We start from the raw sequence: 20,855 nt of genomic DNA, 5'->3' as shown, positions 1-20,855 counted from the left end.
TCAAGAGTCATTATATCAAAAAATCATAGAAAATAACAGAAAGAGTAGAGATATGACTTATAGTCAGGTATGATAAGAGAGCTGATACCAAAACAAGGACAATTTTCATTTTTTGAGTATCCTATAAGGATATGCTATACTAGATATATGTTAGATTTGGAGAAATACGGTGTGACCATATGGGAAGAGGAGAAAATTCTCTCTTTCCGTCAAAAACTTTTAGCTTGGTATGATGAAAATAAGCGGGACCTACCTTGGAGAAGGACTAAAAATCCATACCATATCTGGGTATCTGAAATCATGTTGCAGCAGACCAGAGTTGATACAGTTATTCCCTATTATGAACGTTTTTTAGAAAGCTTTCCAACTGTAGAGACTTTAGCAAATGCACCTGAAGAACGTTTATTAAAGGTTTGGGAAGGTCTTGGATATTATTCGCGTGTTCGCAATATGCAAACTGCAGCTCAGCAGATTATGAATGAATTAAATGGAGAATTTCCTTCAACTTACGAAGGTATTTCAAGCTTGAAAGGGATAGGTCCCTATACAGCCGGAGCTATTTCAAGTATTGCCTTTAATCTACCACAACCAGCAGTTGATGGGAATGTCATGCGTGTTTTGGCTCGTTTATTTGAAGTCAATCACGACATTGGTAATCCAAGTAATCGCAAGATATTTCAAGCTATGATGGAAATTTTGATTGATCCAGAACGTCCAGGTGATTTCAATCAAGCCTTGATGGATTTGGGTTCAGATATTGAGGCACCCGTTAATCCGAAGCCAGAAGATAGTCCAGTTAAAGATTTTAGTGCTGCCTATAAAAATGGAACAATGGATTGCTATCCGATTAAAGCGGCAAAGAAAAAGCCAGTTCCCGTCTATCTTAATGCTTTAGTTGTTCAAAATGCTAAAGGACAGTTTTTACTAGAAAAGAATGAAAGTGAAAAGTTACTTGCTGGATTTTGGCATTTTCCCTTGATTGAGGTAGATGAATTTTCGAAAAATGAAGAACTAAATCTCTTTAATCAGGTAGCTGAACCATCTATTCAACTTGGGCCATCACCGCAAGAAAGTTTTGAGCAGGATTATGATTTAGAAGTTGAGTGGCAGGATAGTCATTTCGAAGAAGTCAAACATATCTTTAGCCATCGAAAGTGGCATGTACGAATCCTATCCGGGCAAGTAGTTGATAGCAAAGAATATTGTGATAAAGAGGTAGTTTGGTTAACTCCTGAAGATTTTGACCTCTACCCACTAGCAAAACCTCAACAAAAAATTTGGCAAGAGTATTCAAAAAGATGCTGACCACTAGTCTTGCGTGTCTTCTTTGCAATTTTTTGGTATAATTGATACAAGGAAAAAGGTGACTATATGAAAAAAATATTGATTGTAGATGATGAAAAACCAATCTCAGATATTATTAAGTTTAATATGACCAAGGAAGGCTATGAAGTTGTTACAGCCTTTAATGGACGTGAAGCGATTGAATTGTTTGAGGCTGAGAAACCAGATATTATTATCTTGGATTTGATGCTTCCAGAAATTGATGGTCTTGAAGTGGCTAAAACAATTCGCAAGACAAGTAGTGTTCCAATTATCATGCTTTCAGCAAAAGATAGTGAGTTTGACAAGGTTATTGGTCTTGAACTTGGTGCAGATGATTATGTGACCAAGCCATTTTCAAACCGTGAGCTACAAGCGCGTGTTAAGGCTCTTCTTCGTCGTACGGAGTTAGTTGCAGTTGACAACCAAGAGGAAGATACTAAATTGCAAAGTCTTCAAATTAGAGATTTAGAGATTCTTCCAGATGCTTATGTAGCCAAAAAATATGGAGAAGAATTGGACTTAACTCACAGAGAGTTTGAGTTGTTGCATCACTTAGCTTCTCATCTTGGTCAAGTTATTACCCGTGAACACCTCCTTGAGACTGTTTGGGGTTATGATTATTTTGGTGATGTTCGTACTGTCGATGTTACCATTAGACGTCTACGTGAGAAGATTGAAGACACACCAAGTAGACCTGAATATATCTTAACTCGTCGTGGTGTGGGTTATTATATGAGAAATAATGATTGATATAATTAAACAAACAATTTTAACCAGAGATTTCGTCTTTGTACTCATATTACTTGGTTTCATCATGCTTGTTAGCTTTCTCTTGCTTGAAGGCCGTAGAGATAATATTCGACTCAAACAGTTAAATCAAAAGATTAAAGATTTAATTGCTGGTGATTATTCTCAGGTATTAGATATGCAGGGGAATACTGAAATAACCAATATTACCAATAATCTAAATGATTTGTCTGAAGTTATTCGTCTAACTCAAGAAAACCTTGAGCAGGAAAGTAAAAGATTGCATAGTATCCTATCATACATGACTGATGGGGTTCTTGCAACCAATCGTCGTGGTCAAATCACTATGATTAACGATATGGCTAAAAGACAACTTGGGGTTGAAAGTGATGACGCGCTCAATCAAAACATTTTAGAGTTGCTCAAGATTGAAGATGAGTATGAACTCAGAGACTTGATTACTCAAAGTCCTGAAATGATGATTTATTCCCAAAATGTAAATGGGGAGTATATTAGTTTGCGTGTGCGTTTTGCCTTGATTCGTAGAGAATCTGGCTTTATCTCTGGTTTGGTAGCAGTTCTACATGATACGACTGAACAAGAGAAGGAAGAGCGCGAGAGAAGGCTTTTCGTTTCCAACGTTAGTCATGAATTGCGAACTCCATTGACCAGTGTCAAATCTTACCTAGAGGCCTTGGATGAGGGTGCATTATATGAACCTGTTGCTCCTGATTTCATCAAAGTATCTCTAAATGAGACCAACCGTATGATGCGAATGGTAACGGACCTCTTGCATCTATCACGCATTGATAATGCAACTAGTCATTTAGATGTTGAATTGATTAACTTTACAGCTTTCATTACGTTTATCCTAAACCGTTTCGATAAGATACGAGCCCAGGATCAAGAAAAAAAATATGAGTTGGTTCGAGATTATCCGATTACATCGGTCTGGATTGAAATTGATACAGACAAGATGACTCAGGTAATCGATAATATTCTTAACAATGCCATCAAGTATTCGCCTGATGGTGGAAAAATTACGGTTAGTATGAAAACCACTGATGACCAGATGATTTTATCTATTTCGGATCAAGGACTTGGAATTCCTAAAGAAGATTTACCGAAGATTTTTGACCGTTTCTACAGGGTTGATAAGGCTAGAAGCCGTGCCCAAGGTGGCACTGGTTTAGGTCTTGCGATAGCAAAAGAAATCATCAAGCAACACAATGGATTTATCTGGGCCAAGAGTGAATACGGTAAGGGTTCTACCTTTACCATTGTTCTTCCTTATGATAATGATGCTGTAAAAGAAGAAGTATGGGAGGATGAAGTAGAAGACTAGAATGAGTGAAACAGGCTTTAAATATAGTATTTTAGCATCGGGTTCTAGTGGAAATTCCTTCTATCTAGAAACCCCCAAGAAAAAGATTTTAGTGGATGCCGGTTTATCTGGTAAAAAAATTACAAGCTTATTAGGTGAAATCAATCGTAAACCAGAAGATTTGGATGCTATTTTGATTACGCATGAGCATGCTGACCATATACATGGTGTTGGAGTTTTAGCTCGTAAGTATGGCATGGATCTTTACGCCAATGAAAAGACCTGGCAAGCTATGGAAAATAGTAAGTATCTAGGTAAAGTTGACTCTTCACAAAAGCATATCTTTGAAATGGGAAAAACTAAAACATTTGGAGATATCGACATTGAGAGTTTTGGAGTTAGCCATGATGCAGTTGCTCCCCAATTCTATCGTTTTATGAAGGATGACAAGAGCTTTGTTATGCTGACGGATACAGGCTATGTTAGTGACCGTATGGCTGGCATTGTCGAGAATGCAGATGGTTACTTGATTGAGTCTAATCATGATGTGGAAATCCTGAGAGCAGGAACTTATGCTTGGCGACTCAAGCAACGCATCCTGTCTGACCTTGGCCACCTCTCAAATGAAGATGGAGCAGACGCCATGATTCGCACACTAGGTAATCGTACCAAGAAGATTTACCTAGGACATCTATCTAAAGAGAATAATATCAAGGAGCTAGCCCACATGACCATGGTCAATCAGTTAGCTCAAGCAGATCTAGGAGTAGGAGTAGACTTTCAAGTTTACGATACATCTCCAGACACTGCAACACCTTTAACGGATATATAAAAATGAACACCTAATGGTGTTCATTTTTAATGAATCTTAGTTTTTAATTTATGCTATAATAATTTAATAAGCGATTATGATGGAGAAATATAAATTGAAAAAGACTTGGAAATTTGAAGATTACTATGACACAACCATATTATTATTAGCATTGATATCTGTGATGCTAGTTATTTTGGGATTTATGGATGTTATAGATTTGGATAATCCACCTTACAATATTATTGATTTAATGATTTGGATAGTGTTTATAGTGGATTATCTATGGCATTTCTTTACTAGTAAAAAAATTTCGTTTCATTATTGATAATGTTTTTGATTTATTAGCAATTCTTCCATTAAATGCTATTTTTACAGTTTTTCGTTTGGGACGTATTTTTCGTTTAGCAAAATTAACAAAATTAGTTAAACTTACAAGGTTATTAAGAATAATTGGTTTAAGTGGAAAATTAGAAAGAAAAGCTAGTAGTTTACTGCGAACGAATGGCTTGCTTTATATCTTATATGTCAATGTATTTATTGTATTTGTTGGAAGCTCAATCTTATCAGTTGTTGAGGAGAAGGCTTTTTCAGATAGTCTTTGGTGGGCTATTGTTACAGTAACAACTGTTGGTTATGGTGATATAGTCCCAAATTCGGTATTTGGGAAATGGTTAGCAATAATCTTAATGCTAGTGGGTATAGGAACGATTGGGATGCTGACTAGCGCCTTAACAAATTTTTTTGTTAAAGAAAATTCTAATGAAGAATCCAAATTAGAACAACTACAGAATGAATTGGTTATGCAAAGGCGTTTAGTTGAGAAGCAGGCTGAAAGAATTGAAGAACTTCATAAAATGGTACAAGAATTACTTAACAAGTATTAATTTAGAAAACACAAAAACCACTCAATCGAGTGGTTTTTTACAATCCAGCAAATTCTTTGATTTCTTGAGCTGACATAGAAGAATCGCAACGGACCTTAATCTCTCCATTTTCAACATGAACAAATCCTGGTACAGTTGGGATTTCATAGCGTGAACGGAAATCTTGTAGTGCTTCAAGTTGACTTGGTTCTTCACTATTGATGAAATAGATGTGTGCTTTGGTTTCAGCTACCACACCAGCCAAAGTGCCAGCAAATTTACGGCAGTAAGGGCAAGTTTTGCGGCCGATAAAGAATGTAGCAGTTTCTTTTTTATCAAGAGCTTCTTGGGCACGCGCAACAGTTGTAACTTCAAGATCTTTAATGTTTTCTAAAAATTGTTCCATGAGTTTTCCTCGCTTTCTTTTAAATCTAGTATGCCATAAAGTCTTTAAAAATGCTTAGATTTGATACGGAAAAAAGATGAGACAATCTTATCTCATCTTTTAATATCTTATTTTACAAAGGCATTTATTTCAGCTTCGATATTAGCAATCTTAGCTTGTGAATCTTCGTTGCTTTCTCCAACAACAGCAATGTAGAACTTGATTTTTGGTTCAGTACCGGAAGGACGAACTGCAATCCATGAACCATCAGCAAGTGTGTATTTCAAGACATCACTTGGAGGAGTCGTCAAGGCTGTTACAGTACCATCAGCGGCAGTAGAAGTTTGTGCTTTGAAGTCTTCTACGACTGTGATTTCTGTTGCGTTCCATTCTTTTGGAGCATTGTTGCGGAATTTAGCCATAATCGCTTTGATTTGCTCAGCACCATCGACACCTGAGAGAGTTACAGAGATGGTTTTTTCTGCGTAGTAGCCGTATTCTTTGTAAATTTCTTCGATACCGTCAGCAAGTGTCAAACCTCGAGAACGGTAGTAGGCAGCAAGTTCAGCAACGACAAGGACTGCTTGGATGGCATCTTTATCACGTACGAATGGTTTAATCAAGTAACCGAAGCTTTCTTCAAATCCCATCATGTAAGTGTGATTGTGTTTTTCTTCAAATTCTTGAATTTTTTCAGCGATAAATTTGAAACCAGTCAAGACGTTGAACATAGTTGCGCCGTAGCTTTCAGCAATCTTCGTTACCAAGTCAGTTGATACGATTGATTTACATAGGGCTGCATTTTCAGGAAGAGTTCCAGCATTTTTATGAGCTTCCAAGATGTATTTAGCCATGATAGCACCGATTTGATTCCCTGAAAGGTTAAGGTAGCTACCATCTTTTTGAAGGACTTCAACACCGACACGGTCAGCATCAGGGTCAGTTGCCACAAGAACATCTGCACCAACTTGACGACCAAGTTCTTCAGCAAGGGCAAAGGCTGCTTGGCTTTCTGGGTTTGGAGATTTAACAGTAGAGAAGTCTGGGTCTGGAGTTGCTTGAGCTTCAACGACTTGAACAGAATCAAATCCTGCTTGAGCAAGAGCACGACGAGCCAACATTTCACCAGTACCGTGAAGAGGGGTGTAGACAATCTTCATGTCTTTACCAAATTCTTCGATCAAGGCAGGGTTGATGTTGACATCTTTGACTTCTTTAAGGTATTCAGCATCAATAGCTTCACCGATGACTTCAATTAATCCAGAAGCTTTTTCAGCTTCCACATCCGAAACTTCAACAGCGAAAGGATTGTCGATAGCACGGATGTAGGTAGTCAAAGCGTCTGCATCGTGTGGAGGCATTTGACCACCGTCTTCACCATATACCTTATATCCGTTAAATGGAGCTGGGTTGTGGCTAGCAGTAATCATGATACCTGCAAAGCAGTTGAGGTGGCGAACAGCAAATGAAAGCTCTGGAGTTGGACGGAGACTTTCAAAAACATAAGATTTAATACCGTGTTTTGCAAGAACTGCTGCTGATTCAAAGGCAAATTCTGGAGAGAAGTGACGGCTATCATAAGCGATGGCAACACCACGTTCTTTTTCGTTTCCACCTTTTGATTCAATCAAGCGAGCCAAACCTTCAGTTGCTTGGCGAACAACGTAGATATTAATGCGGTTTGTACCAGCACCAATCAAACCACGCATACCAGCAGTACCGAATTCAAGATTTGTGTAGAAGGCATCTTCTTTAGTTTTTTCATCCATGTTTTCCAAATCACGACGAAGGTAATCTGGTAGGTCAGCGAAATCAACCCATTTTTGGTAGTTTTCTTGGTAAGTCATAAGATATCTCCTTTAATATATAATCTAATCGCCTTCATTATACCACGATTTAAAGTTTTAGTAAAACGTTAGCGTGGCTCAGTTCTTTGAATTTAAGTTTCATTTTAATCATAGAATGAGTAGATATTTATTATATTTAAAAATTTACAATATTTTTAAAAGCGATTTCCTGTTTCTGGTTTGAAAATTTTTGACTGTATGGTACAATATAATAAATAAAAAAAGGAGATTTTCTATTATGAAAAAAGTTCTTAAGCATTCTGCTTTAGTTTTGACTGCTTTAGCATTGGTAGCTTGTGGAAATAGTAAGAAAGCAAGTGATAATGGTACTGCATCTAACTCAAACTTTGAAGTTTCTGTTAAAGACGGTATGTATGTCCTTCCTAAAGATGAAGATTCAAATTCACATTATCTTGCTCTTCAAGTTGAGATTAAAAACAATCGTGATAAACAGTTTAGCTTTACTAGCCAAGATATTGCACTTTATAACGAAAAAGACGAAAAAGTTGAACCGATTCAAATTTATGAGTCAGACAGTAAAACAAAATTTATGTCATACGGAGATAGCCTCTCTAAAGGCAAGAGTGTTGCTGGTTATGTAGTTTATGAAGTTAATAAAGATGCAAAATATGAACTTCACTTTGCACCGAGCTTTTACGATGATGTAAAAGAAAATAAAAAAGGTAAAAATGACGTAGCTATCAAGGTTGATCCAAGTCAATACGAAGATACTATTGATGAAGCTAAAGAAGCTATGAAAAATTATGTTGATGCTGTTTACCTAGATGGTGAAAACACTGGTGGTGCATCAAACGTAAGCTTTACTAATGATAAAACTCAAATCGTTGCACTTGAAGATAAAAAGTCAGATGATAAGAAATCAGACGATAAGAAATCTGACGACAAGAAGTCAGATGATAAAAAATCTTCAAGATCTTCTGACCTTATTACAAACGATGTGAAGGCTGACAGAGAAGAATTTATCAAGAAATTTATTGAGTCATTCGGTAAAGGATTCTACAACTACAAACCATCTGATTCTGAACTTCGTACATTTGCAGAAGCATATATCAAAGCAAATGCAAAACGAGCAAAAGTTGATTACAAAGTAAAAACTTACTTGCCAGACTATGCAGTTATCTATGTAAGACCTGAAACAATCGACTTGGATAACTTGAATGTCCATGAATTGAGCCGTAAATTCTACGACGAAAACAAAGGTAAATACAGCAGCTACTCAGAAGCTATGAAAGCTGGTGAGAAGTACATTTTAGAAAATGCACCAAGTCAATTTGATTCAACTCCTCTTGATACTAGCGATAATATGCAAAAAGAAGGTTACGAAATCAAGATGACTAAGAAAGACGGTAAATGGACAATCGACACATCTTCTAAGAACTATAACTTAAAAGATATGGCACGTACATTCCGTGGTGGTATTGGTTATTAATATCTAAAAGTTCGAGTTTAAAGCTCGAACTTTTTTTATTTGAATTGTTAAAAACAGAAAAAGATAGTAAAATAGTTACATGATTATTTTACAAGCTAATAAAATCGAACGTTCTTTTGCGGGCGATGTTCTATTTGAAAATATTAATCTACAAGTAGATGAAAGAGATCGTATTGCTCTCGTTGGTAAAAATGGAGCAGGTAAGTCGACACTATTAAAGATATTAGTCGGGGAAGAAGAGCCAACTTCTGGTGAGATTAATAAGAAAAAAGATATTTCCCTTTCTTACTTAGCACAGGATAGTCGATTTGAATCCGAAAATACTATCTATGACGAGATGCTTCACGTCTTTGATGACTTACGTACTACTGAAAGACAACTTCGCCAAATGGAGCTAGAGATGGGGGAAAAGACAGGTGCAGAACTCGATAAGCTCATGTCAGACTACGATCGTCTATCTGAAGAATTCCGTCAGGCTGGAGGATTTACCTATGAAGCTGATATTCGCGCCATTTTAAATGGTTTTAAGTTTGATGAGTCTATGTGGCAGATGAAAATTGCTGAGCTTTCTGGAGGTCAAAATACAAGATTAGCCCTAGCCAAAATGCTCCTTGAAAAGCCAAATCTCTTGGTTTTGGATGAGCCGACCAACCACCTGGATATTGAAACCATTGCCTGGTTAGAAAACTATCTGGTTAATTACAGTGGTGCCTTGATAATTGTTAGTCACGACCGTTATTTCCTCGATAAGGTAGCAACCATAACGCTCGACTTAACCAAACATTCTTTAGATAGATATGTAGGAAACTACTCAAGCTTTGTGGAGCAGAAAGAGCAGAAGTTACTGACTGAAGCTAAGAACTACGAAAAGCAACAGAAGGAAATTGCTGCTTTAGAAGACTTTGTTAGCCGAAATCTTGTTCGAGCTTCAACTACCAAACGTGCTCAATCTAGACGTAAACAACTGGAAAAGATGGAGCGTTTAGATAAGCCTGAAGCTGGGAATAAATCAGCCAATATGACCTTTCACTCTGATAAAACATCTGGTAATATTGTGCTGACAGTTGAGAATGCTGCTATTGGATATGATGGAGAAATATTATCAGAGCCTATCAACCTCGACCTTCGTAAGATGAATGCCGTAGCAGTTGTAGGTCCGAATGGGATTGGAAAGACAACCTTTATCAAGTCTATTGTTGATCAGATCCCTTTTATAAAGGGTGAGAAGCGTTTCGGTGCGAATGTTGAAGTTGGCTACTATGACCAAACTCAAAGTAAGTTGACACCAAGTAATACAGTTTTAGATGAACTTTGGAATGATTTTAGATTGACGCCAGAAGTGGAAATCCGAAATCGTTTAGGCGCCTTCCTTTTTTCAGGTGATGATGTAAAGAAATCAGTTGGCATGCTTTCAGGTGGAGAGAAAGCTCGCTTGTTACTGGCTAAACTATCAATGGAAAATAATAACTTCCTGATTCTTGACGAGCCGACCAACCATTTGGATATTGATAGTAAGGAAGTTCTGGAAAATGCACTAATTGACTTTGATGGAACTCTTCTATTTGTCAGCCATGACCGTTATTTTATCAATCGTGTCGCTACACATGTTCTGGAATTGTCCGAAAATGGTTCGACCGTCTATTTGGGTGATTATGACTATTATGTTGAAAAAAAAGCAGAGTTGGCAGCTAGTCAAGAGGAAGAAGCGTCAACTTATAGCCAAGAAAAAGTGGCTTCTCCAGTTAATGACTACCAAGCTCAAAAGGAAAGTCAAAAAGAACTTCGTAAATTGATGAGACAAATCGAAAGTCTTGAGACAGAAATCGAAGAGCTGGAAACTCAAGCCCAAGTTATCTCTGAACAAATGCATACCACCAATGATGCAGATGAACTCATGCAATTACAAGCAGAACTTGATAAGATTAGTCAGCGTCATGAAGAAGCTATGCTGGAGTGGGAAGAACTATCGGAGCAGGTATAGATATAAATAAAAAAGCAGTGATAATACACTGCTTTTTCAATTATTAATAATATTTTATCTATAATCCACCCTGAGGGAATCGAACCCCCATTTCAAGAACCGGAATCTTACGTGATATCCATTACACTAAGGGTGGAAACTTCCCTCATTATATCAAAAAATATGGTGTAACTCAAGAGTCATCTAAAAGATGAAATATAACAATAAAAAAGGATTTAGACAATACCTAAATCCTTTTAAATGTTTATTTTTTTTCAAGAAGTGCTTTGATTTCTTGAAGAACTTCCAATTCAGTTGGAGCTGCTGGAGCTTCTTCAGCAACTTCTTCTTTCTTACGAAGGTTTTGAGCTTTTTCAATAGCTTTAATCATGAAGAAGAGAACAGTACCAATTACAACGAAGTTGATAACAGCGCTCAAGAACTTACCATATGTAACACCATTCCAAGCAAGCTCAGCGATGTTTTGTACATTCGCAGCTTCCAAGGCTGGGTTCAATAGAAGTGGAGTGATGATATCATTAACAAATGAATTGATGATAGCACCAAAAGCAGTGGCGATGATCACACCGACAGCAAGGTCAACGACGTTGCCACGGAGCAAGAAATCTTTAAGATCCTTTAACATAATCTTTTTCCTTTCGAAATTTTTCAGTCTAGATTATATCGTAAATTTATATTAAATGCAAGAAAGGTGCTTATTTTTTTTTAAATACGAAAAGCTTACTAAAAACGTAGTTGAGAACCACCATCGTAACTTGTGCAATGAAGATTTCAACTGTATTAATTTTATTAATATCATTTCCAACAAAGTAACCAATAATTTGTGGGAAGCATGTCACAAAAATAAAAGTTAGTAGAAGATCCAATAAAAAGGTGATAAGTCTTGCAGAGGTAAATTTAATTAATCGATTAAACCAGTTTTTTCTTTCTTGCTTAAATACAAATGTGTCATTTGTAAAGAAAGCAAATAGGATTCCAGCAATATTTCCCAAGGCAGTCGCAACTAACTCTTGATGAGTAAGATAGAAGATGACGATGCGGACAAATATTGATACTACGGTAGTAGCAACGCCGAAAAATAAATAGGATAAAATTTCGTTATCGAAGAATTTTTTTATGTATCTTTTCATAAGATTAGTATAGCATAAAGACTATAATTGTGCTATACTTATAAAGTTGACTTGCTCAACCCTTGGTGCTTAGCTTCTTTCACCAAGCATATTATACGCGGGATAGCCGCTAAAGGAGAAAATATGAAAAAACTAACTGTTCGTGATTTGGCAGATATTGCCATTGTCGCAGCTATTTACGTGGTTTTGACAATCACACCACCACTCAATGCTATCAGTTATGGTGCTTATCAGTTCCGTATTTCTGAAATGATGAACTTCCTAGCTTTTTACAATCCTAAGTACATTATCGGTGTTACTCTTGGATGTATGATTGCCAACTTCTTCAGTTTCGGACTCATTGATGTCGCTGTAGGTGGAGGCTCAACTCTTGTCTTCCTTAGCTTAGGAGTTTGGTTGTTCAGTAAATATAGTAAAGACTATCTTTTTAATGGATTGATTCGTAAAGATCATTTCTTCTTTTCAATTCTATTTTCAATTTCAATGATTACCATTGCTGCTGAATTAAACATCGTAGCAGAAGCACCTTTCTTCTTTACTTGGTTCACTACTGGTATCGGAGAATTCGCTTCACTCATTGTCGGTGCAATTATCATTGGTAAAATTGGTCAACGTATTGATTTGACTAGATAATTTTTAAACAATTAAGCAGTTGAACCTGGTTCAACTGCTTTTTCTTTATATTTGAGGTTCTTTAGTAGATAAAGTGGTATAATAAAGAAAAAAGGGATTATTTTAATATGTATGGTTATCGTATTTCAGTTTTTGAAGTCCTTTGGAAAAATCAGGTCATTAGATTTTTGTTAATTTTTTTAGCACTATTTTATTTCTATCTTTTTTTCCAAAGAGTTAAGACATCTTTAAAAAGTGGTGGGAGTATGTTGGATCCTTTTCATATTGCAAAGGGAAGATTATACATTCACACGATTATTCTTTTTAGAAAAAGGATTGTTCCTCTAGCTGAAATTAGACAGATTGATATTGATTACGTTCGAGGGAGAAGAATGAATGGGGACAGGTATCATCTGTACTTTACAAGGAAAGATGGAAAATCTTTTACTTTTCATTTTGGAAAAAGCAAAAGAAACGAGGAGTTATTGAAAAATCTTGCCAATGTGGCCAAGAAGTGCCATATTAAAATCTATTATTATTATTAAGAGTCGATTGTTAAAATTGGATTGTTGTCACTTGTGACAGTTGTCAAAGCTAGGAGAGTAGCTAATATGAATCAACTACAAGTAATAAGAGAAGACAAACAACTAAGAATTTTATTGATGCAAGAATGCGATATTCTCTTTTATGACCAGTTGAAAGAGGTTGAATTTTCTCAGAACAATGAAGTTTATTCTCTTTCGCCCATAGCCTTTGCTAAAGACGGTAGTGGGGGAGAATATGTAATTCTTGAGGATCAGAGTATAGGTTTTATAGGGAGTGAAGGCCAAGTTGGTCGGATAGCAGAAAGCCTTGATGAATTGCTTACTTTCTTACTTCATGCTGGTTCTATCTCAGACTTTTCCTGTCGTTTGCTCTATCAAAACAAGGATTTGTTGTCAAAATTCTGTCAGAGATTTATTTACAAAGCACGAGAAAACTACCAGTCAAAAGGGGAAGTGTGGGATAAAGTGAGAGCCGGACTCGCACAAGAGTTGGGACTTGAATTTCAGCCAGAGAAACTGCAAGAGTTAGCTTTCAATTTTTATCAATCAGCGATAAGAACCCCTCTATTCACTTGTAAATATGGTCATGGTGAGAATGAATATGTCTGCGATTCTGTTTTATTAGATATTGTCGGCTTGTGGGTTTCAGAGCTGGTAGGACTGACTGCAGAAGAAATTATGAATTATAATCGTTTCGGAAATATTGATGAAAGAGGTTCTATTTAATTAAAGTATTGTGTCTATTTTATGTATCTTGATTAGAAATATACTCCTGTTAGATTCAAGAAAACGTTTCCCATAAATGTAGTTTTATGTTATAATATTCACAAATAAAAAGTTTTAGGAGTTTATATGGTTTCATCAGAATTTATCTCAAAAATTGAATTTGCTTGTAAAAAGAAAGAAAGTCTTTATTCAAATAGCAAATTCAAGTATGCTATCCGTTCAATGTTTGCAGGTGCATTCCTTACCTTCAGTACAGCAGCTGGAGCTGTTGGTGCTGACTTGATCAATAAGATCGCTCCTGGTAGCGGACGCTTCCTTTTCCCATTTGTTTTCGCATGGGGATTGGCCTACATTGTCTTCTTGAATGCTGAGTTGGTTACATCTAATATGATGTTCCTTACAGCTGGTAGCTTTTTGAAAAAAATTAGCTGGAGAAAAACAGCTGAAATTCTCTTGTATTGTACTTTCTTTAACTTAATTGGTGCGCTTATCGCTGGTTGGGGATTCGCACACTCAGCAGCTTACGCAAACTTAACACATGATAGCTTTATTTCTGGCGTTGTAGAAATGAAGTTGGCACGTTCGAATGAATTGGTATTACTTGAAGGTATTTTAGCGAATATCTTTGTAAATATCGCAATTCTATCATTTGTTTTGGTTAAAGATGGTGGAGCTAAACTTTGGTTGGTTCTTTCAGCCATTTACATGTTTGTATTCTTAACGAACGAACACATCGCCGCAAACTTTGCATCATTTGCGATTGTGAAATTCAGTGTCGCTTCTGATTCAATTGCAAACTTCGGTATTGGAAATATCCTTCGTCACTGGGGTGTGACCTTTATCGGTAACTTTATTGGTGGTGGTCTTCTAATTGGTTTGCCTTACGCTTTCTTAAACAAAAACGAAGATACATATGTAGATTAAAAGTTGGATTGATTCCAACTTTTTCTTTTTGTTTTTCCATGCTATAATGAAAGTAGTAATGTTAAATATAGAGGAAAATCATGAACGAAATTAAATGTCCAAATTGTGGCGAAGTTTTTACAGTTAATGAAAGTCAATATGCAGAACTGATTTCTCAAGTTCGCACTGTAGAGTTTGATAAGGAATTGCATGAACGAATCAAGCAAGAATTGACATTGGTAGAGCAGAAGGCCTTGAATGAACAACAGGCAAAACTCGCTCAAAAGGATCAAGAAATTGCCCAGCTACAAACTCAAATCCAAAATTTCGATACTGAAAAAGAATTGGCTAAGAAGGAAGTAGAGCAAAGTGCTAGCCAAAGTCTGTTAGAAAAAGAAAAAGAGGTCCAAGCTCTTGAGAATCAATTGGCTACCTTGCGCTTAGAGCATGAAAATCAATTACAAAAAACTCTTTCTGATCTTGAAAAAGAACGCGATCAGGTTAAAAATCAGCTCCTTTTACAAGAAAAAGAAAACGAGCTTTCTCTTGCTTCTGTTAAACAAAACTATGAAGCCCAGCTTAAGGCAGCTAGTGAGCAAGTTGAGTTTTACAAGAATTTTAAGGCACAACAATCTACAAAAGCTATTGGTGAAAGTCTAGAACAGTATGCGGAGAGCGAGTTTAACAAGGTTCGTAGTTTTGCCTTTCCAAATGCTTATTTTGAAAAGGACAACAAGATTTCAGCGCGTGGTTCTAAAGGAGACTTCATCTTCCGTGATTTTGATGAAAATGGGCTGGAATTCATTTCCATCATGTTTGAGATGAAAAATGAAGCGGATGGAACTGAGAAAAAGCACAAGAATGCAGATTTCTACAAAGAGTTGGACAAGGACCGCCGTGAGAAGAACTGTGAGTATGCAGTTTTGGTAAGTATGCTTGAGGCTGACAATGATTACTTCAATACTGGAATTGTCGATGTCAGTCATGAGTATGAGAAAATGTACGTCGTGCGTCCTCAGTTCTTTATCCAACTGATTGGGCTCTTGCGCAATGCTGCCCTTAATTCTCTAAAATACAAGCAGGAACTAGCACTTATACGTGAGCAAAATATCGATATCACTCATTTTGAGGAAGATTTGGAAGCTTTCAAGGTAGCCTTTGCTAAGAACTACAATTCAGCTTCTGTCAACTTCGGTAAGGCCATCGATGAAATTGACAAGGCTATTAAACGGATGGAAGAAGTTAAGAAATTCTTGACCACATCAGAAAATCAACTCCGTCTCGCCAACAACAAATTAGATGATGTTTCCGTCAAAAAATTGACAAGAAAAAATCCAACTATGAAAGCGAAGTTTGATGCGTTGAAAGGAGAATAATCTTTGTATTCAGCTAAGAACGCCACCTTGTCTATAAATGGAAAGACTATGGACTATGTAACATTTGGAAAAGGAAATCAACCTCTGGTGATTATACCAGGCTTGGGGGATGGGTTGCAGACGGTTAAAGGTATGGCTATGCCTTTTTCAATCACATACCGTAAACTTGCCGAACGTTATAAAATTTATGTTTTTTCTCGAATCAATGAGTTGAGGCAGGGATATACGACACGGTATATGGCAGCAGATGTTGCAGAAGCAATGGAGGTATTGAATATTACCAGTGCCTATGTTATGGGGATTTCGCAAGGTGGAATGATTGCCCAATGGTTGGTGGCGAATTTCCCTGAAAAGGTTCAAAAGCTCATTTTAGCTGTGACCACTGCAAAACTAAGTAACCTAGGCAGGGAGAGAATTAGTTGCTGGCTGAACCTGAGTCAAACAGGAACTTATAAAGATCTGATGATAGATATTGCTCGTCACTCTTACACGACTAAATCCTTTGGAAGATTTAAATACCTTTATCGAATAATGGGAATCTTTGGTCGCATTAAAGATAAAAAACGTATTGATATCCAAGCTGTATCTTGTTTGAAGCATGATAGTCTAGCTTTTTTGGAAAAAATTAGCTGCCCAACGTTAATCATTGGAGCAGAAAAAGATGATGTTCTTGGAGTAGATGGTTCGCTTGGATTGCATCAGCATATCAAAGGTAGCCAACTGATTATTTTACCAGGGTGTGGGCATGCGCTATATGAACAGAATAAGGATTTCCAAAAGAGAGTTTTAGTATTTTTAGAAAGTTAATGAATGAACGGTATTATCAACTTAAAGAAAGAAGCAGGGATGACCTCCCATGATGCGGTCTTTAAACTGCGTAAGATTTTGGGTACCAAGAAAATCGGACACGGTGGGACCTTGGATCCTGATGTTGTGGGTGTTTTACCCATTGCAGTTGGTAAGGCGACTCGCATGGTTGAGTTTATGCAGGATGAGGGCAAGGTCTATGAGGGAGAAATCACATTAGGATATTCAACAACAACCGAAGACGCTAGTGGGGAAGTTGTTGTAGAAACTCCTGTTTTAGCTCCACTGGATGAAAAACTTGTCGATGAAGCCATTGCTAGTTTTACAGGAACTATCAGACAAATTCCACCTATGTATTCCGCTGTCAAGGTTAATGGCCGCAAACTCTATGAGTATGCGCGTGCGGGTCAGGAAGTAGAACGTCCTGAACGTCAGGTAATCATTTATAGTTTTGAAAGAACGAGTCCGATTTCTTATGATGGGCATCTTGCACGATTTACTTTTCGTGTAAAATGCAGTAAGGGAACTTATATCCGTACTTTGTCAGTCGACTTGGGAGAGAAACTTGGTTATGCTGCCCATATGTCTCACTTAACACGGACCAGTGCTGCTGGTTTGCAATTGGAGGACGCATTTACTCTAGAAGAAATTACTGCAAAAGTAGAGTCTGGTGAATTAGACTTTCTCCATCCTCTAGAGATTGGGACCGGTGACCTTGTCAAAGTTTTTCTTACACCTGAACAGGCAGAAGAGGTTCGTTTTGGACGTTTTATCGAATTAGAACAACCAGAAAACCAATTAGCTGCTTTCGAAGGTGAGAAGCTTCTTGCTATATTGGAGAAACGAGAACAGCTTTACAAACCTAGAAAGGTTTTCTCTTAAGTATTTGACAAACTAATGATTTTTATTTACTAGTCCAAAGATGAGATCTTTTCATCTTTTTAAAATATTTGCAGATTAATAGTTTTAAAATTTTATGTCCTAAAAAACCATTGAAAATACAGTGTTATTTGACAGTTTGGTTTACTTATGATAAGATTTAATTTAAGAAAAGTTAGAGAAAAATAGAGGATATTATGAGTATTGAAATGACTGTCAGTGAGATTGCTGAGGTCTTGGGGCTATCCCGACAAGCAATCAATAATCGTGTCAAAGAATTACCTGAAGAAGATATTACAAAAAACGACAAAGGTGTCACTGTTGTTACCCGTAGTGGATTGATCAAACTTGAAGAAATCTACAAAAAGACTATCTTTGAAGATGAACCTGTTAGTGATGAAGTTAAGCAACGAGAGCTCATGGAGATTCTTGTTGATGAAAAGAATGCCGAAATCATCCGTCTTTATGAGCAATTAAAAGCTAAAGATAAACAACTGGCTGAAAAAGATGAACAGATGCGAGTTAAAGACCGCCAAATCGCTGAAAAAGATAAGCAACTGGACCAACAACAACAGTTGACTCTTCAAGCAATGAAGGATCAAGAAACACTTCAGTTGGAGTTGGATCAAGCTAAGCAAGAAGTACAAGCATCGAAGAAAGGCTTCTTTGCTCGCTTATTTGGAAAATAAGAAAAAACTGCTTGGTTTCTATAAATAGACCAGGTGGTTTCTTTTTACAAACTAATTAGGTACGATAAGATGGAAACAGTAAGAGATTATATCTCATTTGATTTAGAATTTAACAAACACCAGGATAAGACTCATTTGATTCAAGTATCAGCGGTACATTTTAAAGACGGTGAAGAAGTAGGAGCGTTTGACTCTTATGTCTACACTGATGTTCCTTTGAAAAGTTTTATCAATGGTTTGACTGGTATTACTTCGGAGACTCTCAAAGATGCTCCAAAGGTAGAAGAAGTTCTCCAAAAGTTTCAAGATTTCGTTGGGAACTTGCCCCTTGTTGGATACAATGCTGCAAAGAGTGATTTACCGATTTTACTAGAACATGGGTTTGACTATCGTGATCAATATAAAGTTGATCTTTATGATGAGGCTTTTGAACGTCGTAGTTCTGATCTACACGGAATCGCCAATCTAAAATTGCAAACTGTGGCTAGCTTTCTAGGATTTAAAGGGCAATCTCATAATAGTTTAGAAGACGCTCGCATGACTGCTCGAGTATATGAAGCTTTTCTTGAGTCGGATGAGAGTCGGCTTTTACTCAATACTCAGAGCAACCTCAATTCTAACCCTTTTGGTGGTTTAGATTTATCACAACTTTTTGATTAGGAGGTTTTTTATGAAACCTGAAAAACCGAAAAAATTGGGTTTTAAAAAGATTTACCTTAATCTAGATAAAATCCTATTTCTATTCTTTCTAATCTTTATGCTGGTTGACTATATTTGGTTGCCATTAAACTCAGTCATAGCTGGATTTTTACTAAGTCAGACTGGATATTTGTTTATTTCTTATAACAATATTTTTTCAATCATAAAAAATGCTCCTATAGTCAGTCTTGGTTTTGTGGTTTTGATAGCCATTAATCTACTGGTAGCCTATTTTCAACTCAGTATTCTCTTTATTGGAGCACGTCATCTCCTTTATCATGAAAAAAGAACTCTCATAGAATATAGTCGAAAAGTATTCCGTGAAAGCCTTGCTTTTATGAAGAAGTTGACTATTTCTAAAGCATTATTTATCTTTCTTTTTGTGGCAATGCTATTTCCTTTTATCAGAAAGATATTTAAGATTTATTATTTCAATAAAATAGTGATTCCGGAGTTTATCCAAACTTACATGGAAGATAAATATTGGATGTGGTGGGTAGCTATTATTAGCTTATCACTTTTATTCTTCTATGTTTCGGTTCGGTTGATGTTCGCATTACCAAAAGTCTTTTACGAAAAGATGTCAGTTAAGGACTCCGTTCTTTATAGTCTTGAAAAAACCAAGAATAATTTTTGGTTTTATGCCTGGCATTTATTCTTAATTATTGTAAAGACAAACCTATTCTTTTACCTACCTCTCATCCCTATATTATCAATTCAGTTTATAGTAGATAGCATAACACAGAAAGAATCCCTAGTTCTTGCTATTATTAACTTTGTTCTCATCAAGAATTTTCACTATATGGCATTAACCTATTTCCTTGTTAAATTCTCTTCTTTTCTAACAGGAGAAGAACTTGACATTATGCCAAGACGAGAGAAAGATCATATCATGAGATGGGGTGTGATGGTCTGTGCAAGTACTTTCTTTGCAATTGAAGGTTATGCTTATTTGGAAGCACCTGTAGTCAATCCGCCACTTGTAATTTCCCATCGTGGTGTATCAAATGGCAATGGAGTACAGAATACAATCCAATCCTTGGAAAAAACTGCTCAATTAAAACCGGATTTAATTGAGATGGATGTCCAGGAAACCAAGGATGGTCAGTTTGTCATGATGCATGATGCCAATCTTAGAAGTTTAGCAGGAATCAATAAAACGCCACAGGATTTAACCTTAGAAGAGTTACAAGAGATTGATATACACGAGAATGGTTATGAGACAAAGATTTCGAGTTTTGATGATTACCTGAATCGCGCAAATGAATTGCATCAGAAACTACTTATTGAAATCAAGACTAGCCACAAAGATAGTCCGCAAATGATGGATCATTTTCTCGAAAAGTATGCTGCAAAAATTAAGGTTTATGGTCATCAAATGCAATCCTTGGATTACCATGTTGTTGAGAAAGTAACTCAGTATGACAAGGATATTCCTGTTTACTTTATTCTTCCCTATAATTCTGTTTTTCCTAGAACGGTTGCGACAGGCTACACAATGGAGTACTCTACTTTGGATGAATATTTTGTCACGAAACTATGGAATACTGAGCAAAAACTCTATGTATGGACAATCAATAGTTCCGAATCTTTTAATAAGTCTTTTCACCTAGGTGTTGACGGAATGATTACGGATGACTTGGAAAAAATAAAAGAAGAACTAGAAACTGCTCAGGAAGATCCTGAATATAGTGACTTATTGCTAAATAAAGCAACTGAATTATTTGCTTTTTAACATAAATTAAAAGAGGC

Annotated in this window: 19 protein-coding genes, 1 tRNA gene, 1 pseudogene and 1 riboswitch; of the genes and pseudogenes, 16 read left to right on the top strand and 5 right to left on the bottom strand. The window is 36.5% G+C overall.

The annotated features are described in order from the left end of the window. The first annotated feature begins 147 nt into the window (after positions 1-147). From mutY to NML75_RS06555, 5 genes and pseudogenes are all read left to right on the top strand, one after another. Positions 148-1,305: an A/G-specific adenine glycosylase gene (gene mutY / locus NML75_RS06575; RefSeq protein ID WP_004252687.1), complete on the top strand. Its 1,158-nt coding sequence runs from the start codon at positions 148-150 to the stop codon at positions 1,303-1,305. Between the two features lie 66 nt (positions 1,306-1,371). Further along, positions 1,372-2,076: a response regulator YycF gene (yycF, locus tag NML75_RS06570; protein ID WP_004252689.1), complete on the top strand. Its 705-nt coding sequence runs from the start codon at positions 1,372-1,374 to the stop codon at positions 2,074-2,076. Continuing rightward, positions 2,069-3,418, top strand: a complete 1,350-nt coding sequence (gene vicK / locus NML75_RS06565; RefSeq protein WP_004252692.1) for a cell wall metabolism sensor histidine kinase VicK — start codon at positions 2,069-2,071, stop codon at positions 3,416-3,418. Before yycF ends, vicK begins: the two co-directional genes overlap by 8 nt. Position 3,419: 1 nt before the next feature. Further along, entirely contained in the window at positions 3,420-4,229 is an 810-nt protein-coding gene (locus tag NML75_RS06560) for an MBL fold metallo-hydrolase (RefSeq protein WP_254804276.1), read from the top strand. Positions 4,230-4,323: 94 nt separating this feature from the next. Beyond that, a pseudogene (locus NML75_RS06555) lies at positions 4,324-5,095 on the top strand (potassium channel family protein). A gap of 37 nt (positions 5,096-5,132) precedes the next feature. On the opposite strand, the gene NML75_RS06550 reads toward NML75_RS06555, so the two are convergent. Both NML75_RS06550 and NML75_RS06545 read right to left on the bottom strand, forming a co-directional pair. Further along, positions 5,133-5,480 (bottom strand): thiol reductase thioredoxin, encoded by a 348-nt coding sequence (locus tag NML75_RS06550; protein ID WP_004252697.1) that lies wholly within the window; start codon positions 5,478-5,480, stop codon positions 5,133-5,135. 107 nt (positions 5,481-5,587) lie between these two features. After that, positions 5,588-7,306 (bottom strand): phospho-sugar mutase, encoded by a 1,719-nt coding sequence (locus tag NML75_RS06545; protein ID WP_004252698.1) that lies wholly within the window; start codon positions 7,304-7,306, stop codon positions 5,588-5,590. 238 nt (positions 7,307-7,544) lie between these two features. On the opposite strand from NML75_RS06545, the gene NML75_RS06540 reads away from it, so the two are divergent. Continuing rightward, a complete protein-coding gene (locus NML75_RS06540; protein ID WP_004252699.1) occupies positions 7,545-8,756 on the top strand; it encodes a DUF5105 domain-containing protein in 1,212 nt (403 codons plus the stop codon). A gap of 79 nt (positions 8,757-8,835) precedes the next feature. Next, complete coding sequence (gene abc-f, locus NML75_RS06535) at positions 8,836-10,737, top strand: ribosomal protection-like ABC-F family protein (protein WP_004252700.1); 1,902 nt, start codon at positions 8,836-8,838, stop codon at positions 10,735-10,737. Between the two features lie 64 nt (positions 10,738-10,801). Here the strand turns inward: abc-f and NML75_RS06530 are convergent. The 3 genes from NML75_RS06530 to NML75_RS06520 form a co-directional block, all read right to left on the bottom strand. Then, a tRNA-Arg gene (locus NML75_RS06530) sits at positions 10,802-10,873 on the bottom strand. Positions 10,874-10,981: 108 nt separating this feature from the next. Continuing rightward, positions 10,982-11,362, bottom strand: coding sequence for a large conductance mechanosensitive channel protein MscL (gene mscL / locus NML75_RS06525; RefSeq protein ID WP_070678179.1), 381 nt, complete (start codon positions 11,360-11,362; stop codon positions 10,982-10,984). 70 nt (positions 11,363-11,432) lie between these two features. Beyond that, on the bottom strand, positions 11,433-11,867 hold the full coding sequence (locus NML75_RS06520; RefSeq protein WP_004252703.1) for a GtrA family protein: 435 nt from the start codon (positions 11,865-11,867) through the stop codon (positions 11,433-11,435). 28 nt (positions 11,868-11,895) lie between these two features. Next, positions 11,896-11,993, top strand: a riboswitch (PreQ1 riboswitch). Between NML75_RS06520 and NML75_RS06515 the strand changes: the two genes are divergently transcribed. From NML75_RS06515 to NML75_RS06475, 9 genes are all read left to right on the top strand, one after another. Then, positions 11,991-12,500, top strand: coding sequence for a QueT transporter family protein (locus tag NML75_RS06515; RefSeq protein WP_004252705.1), 510 nt, complete (start codon positions 11,991-11,993; stop codon positions 12,498-12,500). It overlaps the preceding riboswitch by 3 nt. Before the next feature lie 590 nt (positions 12,501-13,090). Further along, positions 13,091-13,750: a hypothetical protein gene (locus tag NML75_RS06510; protein ID WP_254804275.1), complete on the top strand. Its 660-nt coding sequence runs from the start codon at positions 13,091-13,093 to the stop codon at positions 13,748-13,750. A gap of 126 nt (positions 13,751-13,876) precedes the next feature. After that, complete coding sequence (locus NML75_RS06505) at positions 13,877-14,674, top strand: formate/nitrite transporter family protein (RefSeq protein ID WP_254804274.1); 798 nt, start codon at positions 13,877-13,879, stop codon at positions 14,672-14,674. Between the two features lie 80 nt (positions 14,675-14,754). Continuing rightward, positions 14,755-16,029 carry a DUF2130 domain-containing protein gene (locus NML75_RS06500; RefSeq protein WP_254804273.1) on the top strand — a complete coding sequence of 425 codons (1,275 nt, stop codon included), beginning with the start codon at positions 14,755-14,757 and terminating at the stop codon, positions 16,027-16,029. Positions 16,030-16,077: 48 nt separating this feature from the next. Beyond that, positions 16,078-16,836 carry an alpha/beta fold hydrolase gene (locus NML75_RS06495; protein ID WP_254804272.1) on the top strand — a complete coding sequence of 253 codons (759 nt, stop codon included), beginning with the start codon at positions 16,078-16,080 and terminating at the stop codon, positions 16,834-16,836. Positions 16,837-16,839: 3 nt separating this feature from the next. Beyond that, positions 16,840-17,718, top strand: coding sequence for a tRNA pseudouridine(55) synthase TruB (gene truB, locus NML75_RS06490; RefSeq protein ID WP_254804271.1), 879 nt, complete (start codon positions 16,840-16,842; stop codon positions 17,716-17,718). 194 nt (positions 17,719-17,912) lie between these two features. Further along, positions 17,913-18,404, top strand: a complete 492-nt coding sequence (locus NML75_RS06485) for a DUF536 domain-containing protein (RefSeq protein ID WP_004252719.1) — start codon at positions 17,913-17,915, stop codon at positions 18,402-18,404. 69 nt (positions 18,405-18,473) lie between these two features. After that, on the top strand, positions 18,474-19,064 hold the full coding sequence (locus NML75_RS06480) for a 3'-5' exonuclease (protein ID WP_254804270.1): 591 nt from the start codon (positions 18,474-18,476) through the stop codon (positions 19,062-19,064). Positions 19,065-19,074: 10 nt separating this feature from the next. Then, positions 19,075-20,838: a glycerophosphoryl diester phosphodiesterase membrane domain-containing protein gene (locus NML75_RS06475; protein ID WP_254804269.1), complete on the top strand. Its 1,764-nt coding sequence runs from the start codon at positions 19,075-19,077 to the stop codon at positions 20,836-20,838. Positions 20,839-20,855 lie beyond the last annotated feature (17 nt).

Origin of the sequence: Streptococcus sp. CF4-3, assembly GCF_024295385.1 — a bacterium.
Lineage (GTDB): Bacteria > Bacillota > Bacilli > Lactobacillales > Streptococcaceae > Streptococcus > Streptococcus infantis_I.
Note: the sequence above shows the minus strand (reverse complement) of the source record. Positions and strands in the feature narration are given on the sequence as shown.

Coding starts and splice junctions, on each gene's coding strand:
- mutY (WP_004252687.1), top strand. CDS start 148: ATGTTAGATTTGGAGAAATACGGTGTGACCATATGGGAAGAGGAGAAA.
- yycF (WP_004252689.1), top strand. CDS start 1,372: ATGAAAAAAATATTGATTGTAGATGATGAAAAACCAATCTCAGATATT.
- vicK (WP_004252692.1), top strand. CDS start 2,069: ATGATTGATATAATTAAACAAACAATTTTAACCAGAGATTTCGTCTTT.
- NML75_RS06560 (WP_254804276.1), top strand. CDS start 3,420: ATGAGTGAAACAGGCTTTAAATATAGTATTTTAGCATCGGGTTCTAGT.
- NML75_RS06550 (WP_004252697.1), bottom strand. CDS start 5,480: ATGGAACAATTTTTAGAAAACATTAAAGATCTTGAAGTTACAACTGTT.
- NML75_RS06545 (WP_004252698.1), bottom strand. CDS start 7,306: ATGACTTACCAAGAAAACTACCAAAAATGGGTTGATTTCGCTGACCTA.
- NML75_RS06540 (WP_004252699.1), top strand. CDS start 7,545: ATGAAAAAAGTTCTTAAGCATTCTGCTTTAGTTTTGACTGCTTTAGCA.
- abc-f (WP_004252700.1), top strand. CDS start 8,836: ATGATTATTTTACAAGCTAATAAAATCGAACGTTCTTTTGCGGGCGAT.
- mscL (WP_070678179.1), bottom strand. CDS start 11,362: ATGTTAAAGGATCTTAAAGATTTCTTGCTCCGTGGCAACGTCGTTGAC.
- NML75_RS06520 (WP_004252703.1), bottom strand. CDS start 11,867: ATGAAAAGATACATAAAAAAATTCTTCGATAACGAAATTTTATCCTAT.
- NML75_RS06515 (WP_004252705.1), top strand. CDS start 11,991: ATGAAAAAACTAACTGTTCGTGATTTGGCAGATATTGCCATTGTCGCA.
- NML75_RS06510 (WP_254804275.1), top strand. CDS start 13,091: ATGAATCAACTACAAGTAATAAGAGAAGACAAACAACTAAGAATTTTA.
- NML75_RS06505 (WP_254804274.1), top strand. CDS start 13,877: ATGGTTTCATCAGAATTTATCTCAAAAATTGAATTTGCTTGTAAAAAG.
- NML75_RS06500 (WP_254804273.1), top strand. CDS start 14,755: ATGAACGAAATTAAATGTCCAAATTGTGGCGAAGTTTTTACAGTTAAT.
- NML75_RS06495 (WP_254804272.1), top strand. CDS start 16,078: ATGGACTATGTAACATTTGGAAAAGGAAATCAACCTCTGGTGATTATA.
- truB (WP_254804271.1), top strand. CDS start 16,840: ATGAACGGTATTATCAACTTAAAGAAAGAAGCAGGGATGACCTCCCAT.
- NML75_RS06485 (WP_004252719.1), top strand. CDS start 17,913: ATGAGTATTGAAATGACTGTCAGTGAGATTGCTGAGGTCTTGGGGCTA.
- NML75_RS06480 (WP_254804270.1), top strand. CDS start 18,474: ATGGAAACAGTAAGAGATTATATCTCATTTGATTTAGAATTTAACAAA.
- NML75_RS06475 (WP_254804269.1), top strand. CDS start 19,075: ATGAAACCTGAAAAACCGAAAAAATTGGGTTTTAAAAAGATTTACCTT.